The sequence below is a fragment of the Cupriavidus sp. 01L45 genome (assembly GCF_056399885.1).
On sequence record NZ_JBFTSG010000015.1, the window covers coordinates 25,121 to 44,230 of the forward strand.

General features: G+C 67.0%; 15 protein-coding genes. 9 read left to right on the plus strand and 6 right to left on the minus strand.

What is annotated here, in order from left to right; all coding sequences use genetic code 11:
* Positions 1–121: 121 nt before the first annotated feature.
* The 3 genes from AC1DT6_RS12355 (at position 122) to tldD (ending at position 7,018) form a co-directional block, all read left to right on the plus strand.
* Positions 122–4,453, plus strand: a complete 4,332-nt coding sequence (locus tag AC1DT6_RS12355) for a YhdP family protein (protein ID WP_441629966.1) — start codon at positions 122–124, stop codon at positions 4,451–4,453.
* Positions 4,454–4,605: 152 nt separating this feature from the next.
* Positions 4,606–5,454 carry a carbon-nitrogen hydrolase family protein gene (locus AC1DT6_RS12360; RefSeq protein WP_035868525.1) on the plus strand — a complete coding sequence of 283 codons (849 nt, stop codon included), beginning with the start codon at positions 4,606–4,608 and terminating at the stop codon, positions 5,452–5,454.
* A gap of 103 nt (positions 5,455–5,557) precedes the next feature.
* Positions 5,558–7,018 carry a metalloprotease TldD gene (gene tldD / locus AC1DT6_RS12365; RefSeq protein ID WP_276287790.1) on the plus strand — a complete coding sequence of 487 codons (1,461 nt, stop codon included), beginning with the start codon at positions 5,558–5,560 and terminating at the stop codon, positions 7,016–7,018.
* Between the two features lie 36 nt (positions 7,019–7,054).
* On the opposite strand, the gene AC1DT6_RS12370 is transcribed toward tldD, so the two are convergent.
* The gene (locus AC1DT6_RS12370; protein WP_441629963.1) at positions 7,055–8,110 is read right to left on the minus strand and encodes a class I SAM-dependent methyltransferase; all 1,056 of its coding nucleotides are present in this window, start codon (positions 8,108–8,110) and stop codon (positions 7,055–7,057) included.
* Positions 8,111–8,325: 215 nt separating this feature from the next.
* On the opposite strand from AC1DT6_RS12370, the gene AC1DT6_RS12375 reads away from it, so the two are divergent.
* Both AC1DT6_RS12375 and aroG read left to right on the plus strand, forming a co-directional pair.
* A complete protein-coding gene (locus AC1DT6_RS12375; RefSeq protein ID WP_441629961.1) occupies positions 8,326–8,637 on the plus strand; it encodes a helix-turn-helix domain-containing protein in 312 nt (103 codons plus the stop codon).
* 314 nt (positions 8,638–8,951) lie between these two features.
* Entirely contained in the window at positions 8,952–10,031 is a 1,080-nt protein-coding gene (gene aroG, locus AC1DT6_RS12380) for a 3-deoxy-7-phosphoheptulonate synthase AroG (protein ID WP_441629959.1), read from the plus strand.
* A 136-nt stretch (positions 10,032–10,167) separates the two neighbouring features.
* Here the strand turns inward: aroG and AC1DT6_RS12385 are convergent, their stop codons facing one another.
* On the minus strand, positions 10,168–10,566 hold the full coding sequence (locus AC1DT6_RS12385; protein ID WP_441629957.1) for a c-type cytochrome: 399 nt from the start codon (positions 10,564–10,566) through the stop codon (positions 10,168–10,170).
* A 12-nt stretch (positions 10,567–10,578) separates the two neighbouring features.
* Complete coding sequence (locus tag AC1DT6_RS12390; protein WP_045238100.1) at positions 10,579–10,926, minus strand: c-type cytochrome; 348 nt, start codon at positions 10,924–10,926, stop codon at positions 10,579–10,581.
* A gap of 410 nt (positions 10,927–11,336) precedes the next feature.
* Here AC1DT6_RS12390 and AC1DT6_RS12395 point away from each other — a divergent pair, with 410 nt between their 5' ends.
* The 3 genes from AC1DT6_RS12395 to AC1DT6_RS12405 are packed head-to-tail and all read left to right on the plus strand — an operon-like array spanning position 11,337 to position 14,097.
* Complete coding sequence (locus tag AC1DT6_RS12395) at positions 11,337–12,215, plus strand: AAA family ATPase (RefSeq protein WP_045238101.1); 879 nt, start codon at positions 11,337–11,339, stop codon at positions 12,213–12,215.
* Between the two features lie 39 nt (positions 12,216–12,254).
* The gene (locus tag AC1DT6_RS12400; RefSeq protein WP_441629954.1) at positions 12,255–12,869 is read left to right on the plus strand and encodes a GNAT family N-acetyltransferase; all 615 of its coding nucleotides are present in this window, start codon (positions 12,255–12,257) and stop codon (positions 12,867–12,869) included.
* A gap of 52 nt (positions 12,870–12,921) precedes the next feature.
* Positions 12,922–14,097: a vWA domain-containing protein gene (locus tag AC1DT6_RS12405; RefSeq protein WP_441629952.1), complete on the plus strand. Its 1,176-nt coding sequence runs from the start codon at positions 12,922–12,924 to the stop codon at positions 14,095–14,097.
* Positions 14,098–14,144: 47 nt separating this feature from the next.
* Here the strand turns inward: AC1DT6_RS12405 and AC1DT6_RS12410 are convergent, their stop codons facing one another.
* The 3 genes from AC1DT6_RS12410 to gcvA all read right to left on the minus strand — a co-directional run bounded on the left by AC1DT6_RS12410 (position 14,145) and on the right by gcvA (position 17,982).
* The gene (locus tag AC1DT6_RS12410; protein WP_441629950.1) at positions 14,145–15,293 is read right to left on the minus strand and encodes a DUF1501 domain-containing protein; all 1,149 of its coding nucleotides are present in this window, start codon (positions 15,291–15,293) and stop codon (positions 14,145–14,147) included.
* Between the two features lie 5 nt (positions 15,294–15,298).
* Complete coding sequence (locus tag AC1DT6_RS12415) at positions 15,299–16,672, minus strand: DUF1800 domain-containing protein (protein WP_441629948.1); 1,374 nt, start codon at positions 16,670–16,672, stop codon at positions 15,299–15,301.
* A 407-nt stretch (positions 16,673–17,079) separates the two neighbouring features.
* Complete coding sequence (gene gcvA / locus AC1DT6_RS12420) at positions 17,080–17,982, minus strand: transcriptional regulator GcvA (RefSeq protein ID WP_035868553.1); 903 nt, start codon at positions 17,980–17,982, stop codon at positions 17,080–17,082.
* A gap of 132 nt (positions 17,983–18,114) precedes the next feature.
* Between gcvA and AC1DT6_RS12425 the strand changes: the two genes are divergently transcribed.
* Entirely contained in the window at positions 18,115–19,101 is a 987-nt protein-coding gene (locus AC1DT6_RS12425) for a tripartite tricarboxylate transporter substrate binding protein BugE (protein WP_441629946.1), read from the plus strand.
* Positions 19,102–19,110 lie beyond the last annotated feature (9 nt).

Here is a 19,110-nt window from a genome sequence, read left to right on the forward strand (position 1 = left end):
CAGTGGAAGTCATTCCTGTTACTTGGAAGCGCGTGAGCCGGCACTGTGCCGGCCCGCGCGTTATGCACGGCCGGTCAGGCACCGAATTGGAGAGCGCCTAGTATTGTCGGATAATCTGCGCATGTCCAGCCGCGCCACCCCACCCGCCGAGCCCGGCCCCACCACCGGCGGCACGCCGGCGCTCGACGGGGCCGCCGGTGCAGGCTCTACTCCTTTGCAACTTTCCAGGCGGAGCCCGCTGGCATTGGCGCGCGCGCTCGGCCGTGTCCTGCTCGCAGCCTTGCGCCATCCCATGTGGCGCGGCCTTGGCCGCGTCTTGATACGACTGGCCCTGTCGCTGCTGGTGGTCGCCATGCTGGCCGGCCTGCTGATCCGCTTCGTGCTCTGGCCCGAGGCCTCGGCGGCCCGCACCTGGCTGGAACAGCGCGGCTCGGTGGCGCTGGCGGCCCATTTGAGCATCGGCCAGCTGGACACGTACTGGGACGGCTGGCACCCTGCCTTCCATGCCCGCGACGTCAAGGCGGTCGATGGCGAACAGCGTGTGCTGCTGGCGGCCGGCACGCTCGACGGCAAGTTGTCATGGCGATCGCTGTTAAGCATGGACGTGCTGTTCCAGCGAATCTCCGCCAGCCATACCGACCTGCTGGTACGGCGTTCCGCCGACGGCAAACTCCAGGTAGCCGGGCTGGCCGTGGACACTACCGGCGCCCAGCCGCAAGACAACCGGCTGTTCGACTGGCTGCTGTCCCAGGGCAAGGTCGAACTCACCGACGGCAAGCTCCGCTGGCTCGACGAAAAGAACCACCTGCCCCAACTCGACGTCGGCAATATCCAGCTCAGCGTGCAGCGCCTGGGTTCGCGCCACCTCTTCAAACTGGAAGCGCAGTCGGCGACGCTCGCGCCCCGCCCCCTCGTGGTGCAGGCGGATTTTCGCCATGACTACCTGCATCGCACCGGCGACTGGCGCAATTGGCACGGGCAGGCCAGCTGGGACCTCGGCCGGCTTGAGCTGCCGGTACTGCAACGCTACACGGCGATCTTCGAGCGGGTCGCGCGCGGCACCTTCAGCACCGACGGCACGATCGAATTCCGCGGCGGCCAAGTCACCCGCAGCCAGGCGAGGCTGCGCGCCAATGGCGTGGACCTGAAACTGGCCGGCGCGCCCGAACCACTCAAGCTGGCCAGCGCCCAGGCCTTCGTCCTGCACCGCGCCGGCCGCGACCGCGACAACATCCTCACCATCGACACCCTGCTGTGGCAGCCCGAACCCGCCGAGGGTCCGGCCGTGCCGCAGGCACGGCAAGACCAGCCTGCCTCGGCGGCGTCGGCCGCCGCAGCCGAGGCAAGCGCCGCCGCCAGCGTGGCGAGCGGAGAAAGCGCCTGGCGCGAAGGCATGCGCAAGGTGGTGGTGGGCTGGGCCACCGACAACAAAGGCCAGTTGCGCAAGTTCACGCTGAAGGCGCCCACGTTCGACCTGAACACCGTGCGCGCGCTGGCCACCTCTCTGCCGCTCGACACCGCCTTGTCGCGCCAGCTGCGCGCGCTCCAGCCCTCCGGCCATATCGACAACCTGGATGTGAACTGGACCCGCGATCGCCAGGGCATACTCAGCCGCCGCGACGGCCAGCGCCACTTCAACGTGCAGGGCACGCTGCGCAACGTCTCGGTGCTGAGCCAGCCCGCAAACCCGCCGGCGGGTGCCAGCGGCAAGCCCCACCTGGGCGTGCCAGGATTTGCGCGGCTCTCCGGCAGCTTCAGTTTCGACGAGAGGCAGGGAAGCGCCCGCTTCGAAGGCAGCAATGCCGCCCTGGTGTTCCCCGGCATGTTCGACGAGCCACGCCTGCCCTTCGACCAGATCAGCGGCGAAGTGCGCTGGACCAACGACAACGGCAAGCTGGCGGTGCGCACCGACGGCGTGCAGTTTGCCAACGCGGATACCGCAGGCAGCGTGCGTGGTACCTGGCATGCCGGCGGCGACGGGCACGGCGGCATTGCCGATCTCACTGGCGAACTGGTGCGCGCCCAGGTCAACCGGGTGCCGCGCTACCTGCCCACAGGCATCCCCGCCGCGACACGCCAGTACCTGGCCGGCGCCCTGGTGACAGGCGAAGCCAGCGACGTCCAGTTCCTGCTCAAGGGCGACCTGGAACACTTCCCCTTCCACAGCCCGCACGAAGGCGCCGGCGACTTCCGGGTCGAGGTGCCGATCCAGCATGTCAGCTACCAGATCGCGCCCCACCTGAGCGCGGCGCCGGGCAGCGCCGCCAGCGCCAGCAACGGCGGCAAGGCGTGGCCGAACTTCACCGACATCAGCGGGCGCTTGCTGTTCGAACGCGGCGGACTGTCCTTCGTGGCGCAGCGTGCCGGCGTGCAAGGCGTTGCCGGCGTCACGCTGCAGGATGTCAATGGCCGCATCGCCGACCTGGCGGATCACGGCCGCCTGGTGCTGGACGGCAGCGCCAGCGGAGCGATGACGGGCTTCCTGCGCTTCGTGGCCGCCAGCCCGGTACGCGACTGGACCGGCCAGGTGACCAGCGACATGCGCGCCCAGGGCAATGGCGAGCTGCGCCTCAAGCTGGATCTTCCCCTCACCGCGGCGCAGGACGCCAAGGTCGATGGCCAGTTCCGGCTACCGGGCAACGATGTGGTGCTCACCCCGCAATTGCCCGTGCTGGCGGGCACCACCGGCGTCGTCGCCTTCAACGAGCACGGCTTCCAGCTCAACGATCTGCGCGCCCGTTTCCTCGGCGGCGAGATTCGCGCCAGCGGCGGCAGCCAGGCGGACGGCACGGTACGCGTCAATGCCGGCGGCAATGCCAGCGCCCAGGGCATGCGCGAGGCGCTCACCGGCTCGCCGATGGCCGGCCTGGCGCAGAAACTGGAAGGCAGTACCGCCTATAGCGCGGTGATCGGAGTGCGCGAGCATCAGCCGCAGATCACGGTCACTTCGGAATTGACCGGCCTGGCGGTGGGCATGCCTGCCCCGCTGGCCAAGAGCGCCAGCCAGGCCCTGCCCTTGCGCTTTGAGCTCCGGCCCGCCGCGGCCCGCGCCGGCAGCGAGGAGATGCTCGTGCAGTACGGCAACGTGCTCAATGCGCGCTATGTGCTGCGCCGCAACGCCGATGGCATGGAAGTGCAATCCGGCGGCATCGGCGTCGAACAGCCGGCGCCGCAACCGGCCAGCGGCGTCGTGGCGGCGCTGACCGCCGGCCGCTTCGACCTCGACGCCTGGCATGGCCTGCTCACGGATAGCGGCAAGGCCGGCGCCGGCGCCGGCGCGGTTACCGTGCCCTCCGCGTTCATGCCGGAGAAGTTCTCCGCGCGGGTGCGCGCGCTGCAGGCCTATGGCCGGCAACTCGACGATGTCGTGCTGGAGGCCAGCCGCGAGAGCGCCGGCTGGACCGTTCAGATCGATTCTCGCCAGATCGCGGGCAACCTGCGCTGGCGTAGCGATGCAGCCACGCCGGCAGGGGCGCTGACGCTGCGTCTTTCGCGCCTGAATATCCCCGACACCACCGATGCGGGCAACGTTGCCGAGACGCTGGCCGACAATACGAGCGAGTTGCCAGCGATTGACCTGGTGGCCGATCGCTTCGAACTGCACGGCCGCGATTTCGGCAAGCTGGAGGTCAAGGCGCACTCCGGCGATAGCGGCGGCGAGCCGGCATGGACGCTGGAGCGCCTTGTCATCGAACAACCCGGCGCCACCTTCACCGGCAGCGGCAGCTGGCGCATGCCGCGCCGGCTGCGCGAAGGGGCCGATGCGGAGCGCCGCACGCGGCTCGATTTCAAGCTCGATGTCCGCAACGGCGGCCAGGTGCTTGAACGCATGGGCCTGCCGCACATCCTGGCCGACAGCCACGGCACCTTCGAGGGCCGGGTGGCGTGGCGCGGCTCGCCGATGTCAATCGACTACCCCACCTTGTCGGGCCAGATGAAGCTCAAGCTGGAGAATGGCCAGATCCTCAGCGTGGATCCGGGCGCGGCCAAGCTGCTGGGCGTGCTCAGCCTGCAGGGCCTGATGCGGCTGGCCACCTTCGACTTCCGCGGCGTGGCGGGCCAGGGCATGGTGTTCGACGAGATCACGGGCACCGGTACTATCGAGAGCGGCGTGGCCAGCACCAAGGACTTCGCGCTCAAGGGCGCGCAACTGCGGGCCTCGATGGCGGGCAGCGCGAATATCCCGCGCGAGACGCAGGACCTCGATGTGACGGTGGTGCCGCGTATCAACGCCACGTCCGCCTCGGTGGCAGCAGCCTTTATCAATCCGGCGCTGGGCATCGGCACGCTGGCTGCCCAGTTGATGTTCGCCGATGAATTCTCCAAGGCCTTTAGCCGCCGGTACCGCATCAGCGGCGGCTGGGCGAACCCGCAGATTACCAAAGTGGGGGAGAATAGGGCCGACACGCCCCCTGTGCAGGGCCCGTCGAATCGCGTCTACCCGGCACCATGACCGACCCGTTTGCATGAACGGCCAAGGCCCGGGTCCAAAGCGATCGCCGATGCCCGGCAAGTCCGGCTGCGCCGCCGCCAGGATCTGGCCGAGCCGCACGGATGGGGCGGATTCGCTCCCCTGCAGCCGCCGCCAGCCAAGGAAACCGCTTCATGACCGCAACCGCCTCCGCCCAAGCCGCCAGCGCGGCACCATTTCGCGTCGCTGCGATCCAGACAGTCAGCGGTGTCTCGCCCGAGGCCAACCTGGCCCGCGCCGAAGCGCTGATCGCGCAAGCGGCGCAGGGCGGCGCCGAACTGGTGCTGCTGCCGGAGTACTTCTGCATGATGGGACTGCGCGAAAGCGACAAGGTCGCCATCCGCGAGCGCGACGGTGACGGTCCGATCCAGGCCTTCCTGGCCGGCGCCGCTCGCCGCCACCGCATCTGGCTGGTAGGCGGCACCTTGCCCTTGTGGTGCGAGGACGAGGCACGCGTCTACAACACCTCGCTCGCCTACGACCCGCGCGGCGAACGCGTGGCGCGCTACGACAAGATTCACCTGTTCGGCTTTACGCGGGGCACCGAAAGCTACGACGAATCTCGTACCATCCTGGCCGGCAATACCCCGGCCAGCTTCGAGGCGCCCTGTGGCCGCGTCGCCATGTCGGTCTGCTACGACCTGCGCTTCCCGGAACTCTATCGCCAGCTCGCCGCCGCTGGCGGCGGCACCAGCTTGATTTTGATGCCGGCCGCCTTCACCTACACCACCGGCCAGGCGCACTGGGAAATCCTGCTGCGTGCCCGCGCCATTGAAAACCAGTGCTATGTGCTGGCCGCGGCACAGGGCGGGAAGCACGAGAACGGCCGCCGCACCTGGGGCCACTCCATGCTGATCGATCCCTGGGGCGAGGTGATGGCGGTGCTGCCGGAAGGCGAAGGCGTGGTGAGCGGACTGATCGATCCCGCGCGCCTGGACGAAGTGAGGCAGAACCTGCCTGCGCTGCGCCATCGGGTGCTGTAGGATGTACAACCAGACAAGGCCGGCTMCCCGGAGCCGCCAACATCCCCAGATTTCCACGCGGCGGCGCCTTGGCGCCGCCGCGGCACGACGATAAAGGACAACCATGAACGCCGGCGACCTCGGAATCCGCAACCTCGCCACCGCCCAGCAATTGCTGCTGGCTCCCTACGGCCTCGACGAAGTGAAGCTGCAGCGCGTGCTGGCGGACATCTTCACCCATAAGGTCGACTACGCCGACCTGTACTTCCAGTACACCCGCAACGAAGCGTGGAGCCTGGAAGAAGGCATCGTCAAATCGGGCAGCTTCAGCATCGACCAGGGCGTCGGCGTACGCGCCGTGTCCGGCGACAAGACGGCCTTCGCCTACTCCGACGACATCAGCCTCGACGCCCTGCTGAAGGCCGGGGCCGCGACCCGCACCATCGGCCGCGCCGGCAGCGGCCGCGTCAAGGTGGCGGGCAAGATGGCCTCCCAGGGCGGGCGCAACCTGTACTCGCCCAACGACCCGCTCGATTCGATGGAAGCCGCCGACAAGGTAGCGCTGCTCGAACGCGTGGAACGCATGGCGCGCGCCAAGGATCCGCGCGTGGTGCAGGTCATGGCGGGTCTGGCCGGAGAGTACGACGTGGTCCTGGTGGCGCGCAGCGACGGCGTCATCGCCGCCGACGTGCGGCCGCTGGTGCGGGTCTCCGTCACGGTGATCGCCGAGCAGAACGGGCGCCGCGAGATCGGCTCCTCCGGTGGTGGCGGCCGCTATGCCTACGGATATTTCAGCGACGAACTGCTGCAGAAGTATGTGGATGAAGCGGTGGCCTCGGCCCTGGTCAATCTCGAGGCACGCCCGACTCCCGCCGGCGCCATGACGGTCGTGCTCGGCCCGGGCTGGCCCGGCGTGCTGCTGCACGAAGCCATCGGCCACGGGCTGGAAGGCGACTTCAACCGCAAGGGCTCGTCGGCCTTCGCCGGCCGCATGGGCGAGCGGGTGGCGGCCAAGGGCGTGACCGTGGTGGACGACGGCACGCTGGCCAACCGCCGCGGCTCGCTCAACCTCGACGACGAGGGCAACCCCACCCAGTGCACCACGCTGATCGAGGACGGCATCCTCAAGGGCTATATGCAGGACACGCTCAACGCGCGCCTGATGAAGATGCCGGTGACTGGCAACGCGCGCCGCGAAAGCTACGCCGCGCTGCCGATGCCGCGCATGACCAACACCTATATGCTCAACGGCAACCGGGATCCGCAGGAGATCATCGCCAGCGTCAAGCGCGGCCTCTACGCGGTCAACTTCGGCGGTGGCCAGGTCGACATCACCAACGGCAAGTTTGTCTTCTCCGCCAGCGAGGCCTACCTGATCGAGGATGGCAAGATCACCGCGCCGGTCAAGGGCGCCACGCTGGTCGGCAACGGTCCGGAATCGCTCAAGGACGTCACCATGATCGGCAACGACATGCGCCTGGACTCGGGCGTGGGCGTATGCGGCAAGGAAGGCCAGAGCGTGCCGGTGGGCGTGGGCCAGCCGACACTGCGCATCGAAAACATGACGGTGGGCGGCACCGCCTGAGGCCAGGCTTGGCGCCGGGCGCGGCCGCTCTTCCCTTCAGGGCCGCGCCTCGTAGATCAGATTGAACGGCGTTTGCGCCGCCCGGCGGAAGCGCGAAAAACCGCCCTGCTGCACCACCGAGCGCATGCGCGCCTCGCCCGACTGGGCGCCCAGGCACAGGCCCACCTCCTGCGAACGCGACGCCGGCGTGCAGATGAAGGTCGAGGCAGAGTAGTACACCCGCCCGACCGGATTCAGGTTCTCCTCCAGCCGGTCATTGGCGAAAGGCTCGACGATCATCCAGGTGCCGTCCGGGCGCAAGGTCTCGCGCACGTGGGCGGCCGCGCCAACCGGATCTCCCATATCGTGCAGGCAATCGAACACGGCCACGAGGTCGTAGTCCTTGCCGCCATACTCCTTGGCTTTTGCCACCTCGAAATGCACCCGATCACGCAGGCCGGCGCGCGCCGCCGCCTCGGTGGCGAAGCGGATCGATGGCTCGTGGTAGTCGAAGCCGTGGAATTCCGATGCGGGATAAGCCTGGGCCATGATGATGGTGGAGGCGCCATGCCCGCAGCCCACGTCGGCCACGCGCGCGCCCGCCTGCAGCCTGGCCTGCACCCCTTCGAGCGCCGGAATCCACTCCGAAGTCAGGTGCGCGGCATAGCCCGGCCGGAAGAAACGTTCCGTGCCGTGGAACAGCGACGGATCGTGCTCATGCCAGCCAAGTCCGCGCCCGTTGCGAAAGGCATCCACCATCTTGGGGATCGCCTTGAACTGTGCCACCGCGATCTGGAAGGCGCCCGGAATAAAGGCGGGACTGCCCTCCTGGGCCAGCGCGAATGCCTGCTCCTCCGTCAGGCTGAACATCTCGCTCGCCGCGTCATAGGCGACATAGCCGCTGGCCGCCTGCGCGGACAGCCACTCACGCAGATAGCGTTCATCCGTGTGCGTCTTCTCGGCCAGCACCTGTACGGTCATCGGCTTCTCGGCCAGGGCCTTGTAAAGCCCCAGCGCATCGCCCAGCACGATGGTCGCGGCATGCATGACCGCCCCCAAATCCTGGACGAACTGATCCATGAAGGCCTTCAGCCTCCCTTCGTCGATCGGCATGGTGTTTTACTCCTCCCAAATGGCCCCGCCCGTGCCGGACAAGCCTGGCACGCCACGTTCGCCTGTCTTCCCCCGGGCAAACCTGTGCAGGGGCCGCCACCGCGCCGCTGCGCGCGCCGGCTGCGCCTATACTGGCCTCATCCATGTTGGTTCACACACGGGAGCGCGCCAATACGCAGCATTGCGTACCGCCGCGCTGGCCCTTATCTGCCGCAATGCGTACATCGAGCCTTAGCCAGGACGTCCATGCGGTCTCCATGCTCGCCAGGCTGACCGTGCGCGAGCAGCAGGTGCTGCGCTGGCTGGCGCATGGCAAGACGGATCGCGAGATCGCCACCATGCTCGGCATCAGTGCCCGCACCGTGCAAAAGCACCTGCAGCATGTGTACGTGAAGCTGGGGGTGGAGAATCGCACTGCCGCCGTAATGCGCGGGCTGGAGCTCGATCCGGGGCCCGCCACGAGGCGGCTCGAAAATGTGCCGGGGGTACTGCCGGACGCTTGCCAAGCCCCTGAAAACGCGCTATAAAGATGCTTCGTTGCCCGATGATCAACCGCCGCAGCCCGCAGATTTGACAGGCTTGGCGCAATTTTCTGCCATCTCGTGACGCGTTGCCGCAAATAACCGACGCCAGTTGAGCCTGATCCCATCCATGTCCGCTAAGTTTTATTTTTACTTTTTTAGCGATCTCGCACCGCTGGCGGATGGAGAGGGACGATCGTAAGTGCCTCCAGAATTCAAAAAAAGCCGCCAGCGAACCTGGCGGCTTTTTTTATCCCGGCCCGCACCAAGCTCTAGCCCAGACACCCCAAACACACGACCCTACAAAATCCGGAGCCATCATGCTGAAGAACACCGACGACCTGCGCATTCGCGAACTTAAGGAATTGTTGCCGCCGGCGCACCTGATCCGCGAATTCGGCTGCTCAGAAAAGGCGTCCGACGTGATCTACGGCGCTCGCCAGGCCATGCACCGGATCCTGCACGGCATGGATGACCGCCTGATCGTCATCATCGGCCCCTGCTCCATCCACGACACCCGCGCCGCGCTCGAGTACGCCAAGCTGCTCAAGGTCCAGCGCGACCGTTTCGCCGGGGAACTGGAAGTGGTGATGCGGGTGTATTTCGAGAAGCCGCGCACCACGGTGGGCTGGAARGGGCTGATCAACGATCCGCATATGGATGGCAGTTTCAAGATCAACGATGGCCTGCGCACCGCCCGCGAACTGCTGCTGAATATCAGCGAACTGGGCGTGCCGACCGGCACCGAATACCTCGACATGATCAGCCCGCAGTACATCGCGGACCTGGTCAGCTGGGGCGCCATCGGCGCGCGCACCACCGAGAGCCAGGTGCACCGTGAACTGGCCTCCGGGCTGTCGTGCCCGGTAGGCTTCAAGAACGGCACCGATGGCAACGTCAAGATCGCGGTCGATGCGATCAAGGCTGCCTCGCAGCCCCACCATTTCCTGTCGGTGACCAAGGGCGGCCACTCCGCCATTGTCTCGACATCCGGTAACGAGGATTGCCACATCATCCTGCGCGGCGGCAAGACGCCCAACTACGATGCCGCCAGCGTGCAGGAAGCCTGCGAAGCCATCTCCAAGGCCGGCCTGGCCGCGCGCCTGATGATCGATGCCTCGCACGCCAATAGCAGCAAGAAGCACGAGAACCAGATCCCGGTCTGCGAGGACATCGGCCGCCAGATGGCAGCAGGCGACGAGCGCATCGTCGGCGTGATGGTGGAGTCGCACCTGGTAGGCGGCCGCCAGGATCACATCCAGGGTACGCCGGTGGAAGATCTCACCTATGGCCAGTCGGTCACCGATGCCTGCATCGGCTGGGATGACTCGGTGAAGGTGCTGGAAACGCTGGCCAATGCCGTGAAGGCACGGCGCCTGGCCGAGAGCACCGGCAACTGATCCGGCCCGGGACCTTGCCCGGAGCGCCCCGGCGCGCCGGGCAAGGTCCCGCCCTCGTGTCGCAAGCAAGAAAAAAGCCGCTGGACATCAGCGGCTTTCTTTCTTCGTCGCGCGGCGCGTGCCGGCGGCGGGGTGCTTACTTCTTCAGAACCAGGCCACCCGGCAGCGACTCGATGTAGACGGCGATGTCCTTCAGTTCCTCGCGCGTGAAGGGCCGCGGCTTGCCGTCCTTGCCCGTCACGCCGGGGTTGGCATTGACCTGGCCAGCCATGATGGCGTTGGAGCGCCCCACCTGCGGGTTGGTGGTGATCTGGTAGGCAACCAGGGCGTGGTACAGGTAGTCGGCGTGCTGGCCGGCCAGCTTCGGGTAATCCGGGCTGATCGGGGCGTTCATGCCGGCACCGTGGCAGGCCACGCAGTTGCCCTTCTCCACCAGCGCCTTGCCGGCGGCCAGGTCGGCAGCCGAGGCCGTGATGGCCGAGGCGCCCAGCACGAGTGCGCCGATCGCGAGCGAAAGCGTCTTAAGCGTATTCATGGATGGGTCCTCTTACTTCTGGGTGTTGTTTTGCGAGCCGGAGGTCTGCTGCGCGTAGTAGGCAGCCACGTCGGCGATGTCCTGGTCGGTCAGGGTCGCGGCAATGCCACGCATGGTCGGGTGCTTGCGGTCGCCCTTCTGGTATTCCTTCAGCGCGTTCTCGATGTATTTGGCGTTCTGGCCACCGAGCAGGGGCACCTGGTACACCTCGGGGAAGGAGGCCCGATAGCCGGGAATACCATGGCAACCAATACACATCGCGACCTTGTTTTTGGCGGCGTCCACATTGCCCTTGACTTCCTGGGCTTGCGCAGCCGTTGCGGCCGCGCCCAGCACCACCATTGTGAGGAGCTTTTTCATTGTCGTAGCTGATTGGAAGTGTTAAACCCTGCGTGACCTGCCCGACCGGTCGGAAATGGCTTCAGAATGCATCCGGCAGGATCGCATCGGCCTGCGGCCGGATGCGGCGCTGCCAGTGTGGGCCGCCAGCTTGGGCCGGACACCTGGGCACTGCCAGGCATGTCGGCGCTGTCTCCGCCTCATTCTGGAACCATCTCTTGTCGATTGCCGCCTCCCGGCAAGGACCGCGGGAGTGACAAGGCGGACAGAGCGTGGGGGTGGAGTCGTGGACGTGGGGGGCGCGTCAAACCGCCGCATTGTACAGCAGGCTGCACGTGACAGTCCAGCCATGGAGCGGCGAGCCACACGCGAACCGGAAAGCTCTTTTATACTGGCCCATTCCGACACGCACAAACCCCTCAGGTTGCCTCATGTCCAACACCACCAACGCCAGCCAGAACCAGCAGTCCCGTTTCGAAGGCACGCAGCAGTACGTCGCCACCGATGACCTCAAGCTGGCCGTCAACGCGGCCCGCGCCCTGCAGCGCCCGCTCCTGATCAAGGGCGAGCCCGGCACCGGCAAGACCATGCTGGCCGAGGAGGTGGCGGCGGCGCTCGGCATGCCGCTGCTGCAGTGGCATATCAAGTCCACCACCAAGGCACAGCAAGGCCTGTACGAATATGACGCGGTGTCGCGCCTGCGCGACTCGCAACTGGGCGATGACCGCGTCCACGATATCCGCAACTACATCATCAAGGGCGTGCTGTGGCAGGCCTTCGAGGCCGACCAGCAAGTGGTGCTGCTGATCGACGAGATCGACAAGGCCGACATCGAATTCCCCAACGACCTGCTGCGCGAAATCGACCGCATGGAGTTCTATGTGTACGAGACGCGCGAGCTGGTCAAGGCGCGCCACCGCCCGCTGGTGATCATCACGTCGAACAACGAGAAGGAACTGCCCGACGCCTTCCTGCGCCGCTGCTTCTTCCACTACATCAAGTTCCCCGACGCCGAGACCATGCAGCGCATCGTCGACGTGCACTATCCCGGCATCAAGCGCGAGCTGGTGGCCGCCGCGCTCGAGTCCTTCTATGAAATGCGCAACCTGCCGGGCCTGAAGAAGAAGCCCTCCACCTCCGAACTGATCGACTGGCTCAAGCTGCTGATGGCCGAGGACATCCCGCCCGAAGCACTCAAGAGCCCGGACAAGAAGGCCGCGATCCCGCCGCTGCACGGCGCGCTGCTGAAGAACGAACAGGACGTGCACCTGTTCGAGCGCCTGGTGTTCATGAACCGCGCCAATCGCTGAACACAGCCAGGCACCGCAACGGCATCGGACCACCAAGCCATGGCACGTTTTATCGAACCCATCACCCTGCGCGGCCAGCACGCCTTGCTGGAACCGCTGCGCCCCGAGCATGAAGCGGAGGTACAGGCCGCGGTCGCGGACGGCGAACTGTGGAAGCTGTGGTACACCTCGGTGCCGGCGCCTGACCAGGTCCGCGCCTGGCTCGACACCGCGCTGCAGATGCGCGAGCAACAGGGCGCGATGCCGTTCGTGATCCGCGAGATCCGCGACGGCGTGCCGGGCGCGGTGGTGGGCGCGACCCGCTACTTCAACGTCGACGGCACGCACCGGCGCCTGGAGATCGGCCATACCTGGCACGCGCAGCGCGTGCAGCGCAGCGCGGTCAATACCGAATGCAAGCTGATGCTGCTCACGCACGCGTTCGAGCAGCTGGCGTGCATCGCGGTGGAATTCCGCACGCACTGGATGAACCATCAGAGCCGCACTGCCATCGCCCGTCTCGGCGCCAAGCAGGACGGCGTGCTGCGCAACCACCAGCGCATGCCCGACGGCTCTCTGCGCGACACCGTGGTGTTCTCCATCATCGCCAGCGAATGGCCGACCGTGAAGCGCCACCTGCAATACCGCCTGGACCTGCCTGGGCGCGCATCGTGAACACGCCCGCGAACCACCGCCCCCGCTCCGGAAAACTTTAAGCGAGACCACCATGCTGATCGATTTCTTCTTCTCGCTGCGCCACGCCAAGCTGCCGGTGTCGGTCAAGGAATACCTGACCATGCTGGAAGCCCTCAAGTCCGAGGTCATCACGCCGTCGATCGACGAGTTCTACTACTTGTCGCGCATGACGCTGGTCAAGGACGAGAAGCACTTCGACAAGTTCGACCAGACCTTCGCGGCCTACTTCAAGGGCGTGGAAAGCCTGGTCGACTGGAAATCCGACATTCCGCTGGACTGGCTGCAGAAGACGCTGGAGCGCGAGCTGTCGGCCGAGGAAAAAGCCAAGATCGAAGCCATGGGCGGGCTCGACAAGCTGATGGGGCGGCTCAAGCAGCTGCTCGACGAGCAGAAGGAAAAACACGAGGGCGGCAACAAGTGGATCGGCACGGGCGGCACCTCGCCGTTCGGGCATGGCGGCTATAACCCGGAAGGCATCCGCATCGGCGGTCCCTCCAAGGGCAACCGCACCGCCATCAAGGTGTGGGAGACGCGGGCGTACAAGGATTACGACGATCAGGTCGAACTCGGCACGCGCAATATCAAGGTGGCGCTGCGCCGCCTGCGCCGGTTCGCCCGCGAGGGTGCCGAGACCGAACTGGACCTGGACGACACCATCCACTCGACCGCGGCCAACGCGGGCCTGCTTGATATCAAGCTGCGGCCCGAGCGCCACAACAAGGTCAAGGTACTGATGCTGATGGATGTGGGCGGCTCGATGGACGACCACATCAAGCGCGTGGAGGAATTGTTCTCGGCGACCAAGACCGAGTTCAAGCACCTTGAGTACTACTACTTCCACAACTGCGTGTATGACTACGTGTGGAAGAACAATCGCCGCCGCCATGCGGAGAAGATCGCTACCTGGGACCTGATCCACAAGTACACGCCGGACTACAAGGTGATCTTTGTCGGCGACGCCACCATGAGTCCGTATGAAATCCTGCAGCCCGGCGGGTCGGTGGAGTACAACAATCCGGAAGCGGGCGCGGTCTGGCTCAACCGGCTGATCGAGCAGTTCCCGCGCTTTGTGTGGCTTAACCCTGAACCGGAAGGGCTGTGGCAGTATCGGCAATCGGTGACGGTGATCAACCAGATCATGAAGTCGCGGATGTATCCCGTCACGCTCGCCGGCCTGGAGCAGGCGATGCGCCTGCTCTCCAAGTAACCGGCAATATCCGGCATCACCCGGGCCTGGACTGCCGCGCGCCTGACTCAGGCGCGCAGCAGTCCGCCCAGCATCCCCCCCTGCCCGCCCCCGCGTCCGAACAGCGTGCGCGCCACGCGCTCGCCATCCAGCCCGAAGCTTTGTGCCGCTGCCGCGGCGATCAATCCGTCCAGTTCCGTCGTTGGCGCGAGATCGCGTCCCTGGTAGAGCGCACCCGGCGCCAGGCCCGGCCAGTCAGCCAGCACCCGCCCGCCTTTGACGGCGCCGCCCATCAGCATCGCCGCCGCCGCCGTGCCGTGATCGGTGCCGCCGGTGCCGTTGGCGGCGGCGGTGCGTCCGAACTCGGTAGCCACCAGTACCGTGGTGCGTTCCCATGACGGGCCCAGCCCGTCGCGCAGCGCCGCCAGCATGGCGTCCAGCGCCTTGAGCCTGGCAGCCAGCCGCGGCGCCTGTGCGCTGTGCGTGTCCCAGCCGCCGGTTTCGATCATGGCGATGCGAGGCCCGTCCGCCCGCGCCAGGAAGCCGGCGGCAAGGCGTCCCAGGCTCGCCGGGTCCTGGCGCGCGCCGGCATCGCCGGCGAGTCCGCGGGCTTGCATCGCGGCGTTCCAGAGCGGATGCAGTTGCGCATCCATCTCGTAGAGCTGCCCGACACGCGCCAGCAGGTCATCCGGCGCGGCCGGCAAGGCCGATGGCGCATAGGAGCTGACATCGGCCGTCCCGCGCAAGGCTGCCGGGACGGTCGGCGCGAAGGCGATCGCGTTATCGGTCCGCTTCGGCAGCATGCCCACCAGCCGGTTCAGCCAGCCGTCCTTGACCTGGTAGGGCGCGTTGCCGCCGGTCTCCAGCACATTCTGGCCGTCGAAGTGCGAGCGCTCGCGGTAAGGCGATGCCACCGCCTGCACAAAGAGCGCCTGCCCGGCGGCATAGAGACGCGCCGTCTCCGCCAGCGCGGGATGCAGCGCGAATGTGCCGTCGAGCCGCGTGGCCTGCGTGGCGTCGATGGCGAGCGCGCCGCGCAGGCGGGCGTAGCCGGGATCGGCGTAGGGAATCACGGTGTTCAGGCCGTCGGCGGCGCCGCGCTGGATGACGAAGACAAAGCGCCGGTCGGAATCCACGCTGGCCAGCGTGAGGCGTGGCAGTGCAAGCATGGCGCCCGCGCCGGCGGTGGCGCGCAGGAAATCTCGGCGGGAAAACATGGCGATCACCTCCTTTGGAAATCGGGCGAGACCAGCAGCAAGGCCAGCGCGGTCTGGGCGCTTTCGGCGCGTGCGATGGCGCCGGCGGTCGGTGCGGACAACGAACCGGCGAGCAGCCGGGGACCAAGCTCGCGCGCATCGAGCCGGTCGCCGACGCGCGCGGCCAGGCGCTGCGCCAGTTCCACCCGCCGCACCAGCGCATCGGGCGCGGCCCAGCTCGCGGCGATGTCGTCGTAGCCCGCGGGCGATCCCGGCCGCCAGACCGGCTGGCCAAGCTGGGTCAGCATTGGCGCGAAATGCTGCGCGCCCGGTTCGCGCAGCCCCAGCCCGCGCAGCGAGGACACGGCCCACTCCCACGGCGTCTTGAACTTGGCCGGCGCGCCGGCCCACGCCTCGGGCGATTCCACCAGTGCGCGATACACCTCGGACAGCGCGCCGCCGCTGCGCAGGTATGCATCTGACAAACGTGTCACCAGTGCCGGCGGCGGCGTATCGGCGACGAAGTGCCGCGCCAGCTTGGTGGCGAGATGGTTCGCGGTGGCTTCGCTGTGCGCGAGATCGTGCAGCACCGCCAGTGCCTGCGCCTCGCCTTGCTGCGCGTAGGTGCGGCCCAGGATGGTCCGGGCGCCGGGCTCATGCAGGCGCGGCCGGAACTCGAAGTACCCTGGCTCGCCTTCTGCGCGGGCACCAAGGCCACCAATGCTCCAGCCGGTCAGCGCGCGCGCGAACTCGGTGACGTCGGCCTGCTGGTAGCCGCTGCGCACACCCAGCGTATGCAACTCCAGGATTTCGCGCGCCAGGTTTTCGTTCAGCCCGAGCTGCCGTCCGGGCGCGCGCTGCGCGGCCATGCTGTCCGGCCCGATCGAGCGCACCTGATCCAGGAAGATCTGCATGGCGGGATGCCGCTCCACCGCCACCAGCATGTCCTCGAAGCGCCCAAGCACGTGCGGGCGGATCGCCTCGGCCTCGAATGCGCCGGCCAGCGCGGCTACCGCCGGCTTCTCGACCGAGACCGCGAAGTGATTGGACCAGAAGTGCACCAGCCGCTCGACGAACGGCGCGGGCGTAACCAGCGCGCTCGTCACGCGTGCGTCCACGGCATTGCGATAGGCCTCGCGCGTCTCGCGCTGCAACTGCTGGCGAGCGGCGGCTTTGACGTCAGCCTGCGACTGGCGGACCTCGCGCTGCTGGGCGCCATACGCGCCGGCCAGCGCCGCCGTATCGGGCTGCCCGCTCCAGGGCGCCGGCCTGGCCTGGTAGCGCTCGAACTGGTCGAGCAGCCAGCCACGCGGATCGGCGGGCGGGGATTCGTCGGGGCGCGCGCCCAGCCCGAAGCGGTTGACCGCGATGGCTGCGGTTGTCGTGGCGGTGGTGGTCATGCGTTGCTCTCCCGGAAGTCCGCGTCTTGCACCGGGGCGGCGTGGCGACCTGCCGCCCTGCTGGTTGCTGCTTTGTCGCTCAATGGCTCTGGTCCCGCCTTGCCGGCTCATCCTCCGTGAATGCCGCGCCCGCCCCCGCCGCGTCAGTAGGCAAAGACCGGCGCGCGATAGTGGTGGCAGGCCGCGCCGGCAAGATCGCGCAGCCGGACAGCGTAGCGTCGACAATCCGTACGAGGCTGGCCGTGGGCAAAACAGGGAAGGGAAATGTCGACCCGCACATGAGATTCTCCAGTCCAGGCCCCGGCGCCACTAGCCCCCCGGGGCCGTCATGGCTGACATATCTCTTAAACGCAGTCGGCCGGAAAATCGTTTGCGGAAAAACGTAAGTCTTGATTACAAAGGGTCCGTCATGCCACCACGTCGACCCCTTCCATCACCCACTGGCGGAAGGTTTGCAGGGCCGGCAGATGCTGTTTCTGCTCCGGATAGCAAAGGTAGTAGCCCTTCTTGCTCAGCACCCGTGCCGGATGCGCCACCACCAGCACGCCGGTGGCAAGCTCTTCCTCGATCAGGCAGCGCGGGATCAGCGCGACGCCAAGCCCGGACATCGCCGCCTGGGTAAGCAGCGAGAACTGGTCGAAGCGCGCGCCGCTCCACGCCTTGCGCGTGGCGACGCCAAGCTCGGCGAACCAGTCGGGCCAGGCTTCGGGCACGGTGGTGTGATGCAGCAGGGGAAAGCGCAGCAGGGACGAAGGCGTGCGCACCATCCCTTCGGGCTCGCCCGCCAGCAGGGCGGGCCGGCACACCGGCAGGACTTCGCGGCCGGTCATGTAGTCGGCCAGGCTGCCCGGCCACATGCCATCGCCGAAACGGATGGCGGCGTCGAGGTCGGGCTGGGAAAAATCGTAGCCCTGCGCATGCGGCACGAACTCCAGGCTGACGTCGGGATGTTTCTCGAAAAACTGCGGCAGGCGCGGGATGAGCCACTTGGCGCCAAGCGTGGGCATGCTGGCAATGTGCAAGGTGCCGCCGCGGCCCTGCCGGGCGATCAGTTCCACCGTGGCGGCTTCGATCTCGGTCAGGCTGGGCCGGATACGGTCCAGGTAGCGCTGGCCGGCATCCGTGAGCATCAGGCGCTGGCGCACGCGCTCGAACAACTCCACGCCGAGAAAGGCTTCCAGGCTGCGCACTTGCTTGCTCACCGCACCCTGCGTGACATGGAGCTCCCTCGCCGCGGCGGTAAAACTGTTGTAGCGCGCGGCGGCCTCGAAGGCCTGCAATTCAGTCAGCGACGGACACAAGCGCCGCATAGATAACCCCTTACTTCGCTACCAAACGGAATGATCCCACGATTTTAATTCGTTTGCGGTGTCGTTGCCCAAACAAGCAGAATCGCGAAAGCCCTTTTTCTCCCCTCTCTCCCTCCATTCAGGAACCGAACCATGCAACGCCGTAACATGCTCCGCCTCCTTGCCGCCGCCACTGGCGCCGCCGCCGCTGGCCTGTCGCTTTCGGCCGCGGCCCAGGGCAGCTACCCGACCAAGCCGATCTCGCTGATCGTGCCGTTCCCCGCAGGCGGCACCACCGACATCGTCGCGCGCATCGTGGCCGACAAGCTCGGCCAGCAACTGGGCCAGACCGTGGTGGTGGACAACCGCGGCGGCGCCGGCGGCAGCATCGGTACCGGCTACCTGGCCAAGGCCGCGCCGGACGGCTACACCCTGGGCATCGCCACGGCTTCCACGCATGGCATCAACCCCGCTGTGTACCCGCGCCTGTCCTACGATGCCACCAAGGACTTCACCACCATCACCAACCTGGCTTCGGTGCCCAACGTGATGAGCATCAACCCGGCTGTGAAGGCCAACGACATGAAGGCCTTCATCGCCCTGGCCAAGAGCCAGCCGAACAAGATGGCTTACGGCTCGGCCGGCAACGGCAGCGTCTCGCACATGATGGGCGAACTGTTCAAGATGAGCAGCAAGACCGAACTCCTGCACGTGCCGTACAAGGGCGTGGGCCCCGCGCTGAACGACGCGCTGGCCAACCAGGTGCAGGTGCTGTTCGACAACCTGCCCTCGTCGCTGCCCTTTATCGAAGGCGGCAAGCTGCGCGCCCTGGCCGTAGCCTCGCCCAAGCGCGTGCCGGCCCTGCCCAATGTGCCGACCTTCGCCGAACTCGGCCTGCCCGAAGTCAACGATGCCGCCTGGTTCGGCCTGATCGCGCCGGCCGGCCTGCCCGCCGACGTGCAGACCAAGCTGCACAACGCCGCTGTCAAGGTACTGGCGATGCCCGAAGTAAAGGCTAAGCTGGAGAAGCTGGGTGCGGTGCCGGTTGGCAATACACCGGCCGAGTTCGCCGCGCAGATCAAATCCGAAGTCGCGAAGAACAAACGCATCGCCGCCGCAGCCAAGATCACCCTGGATTAACCGACACCC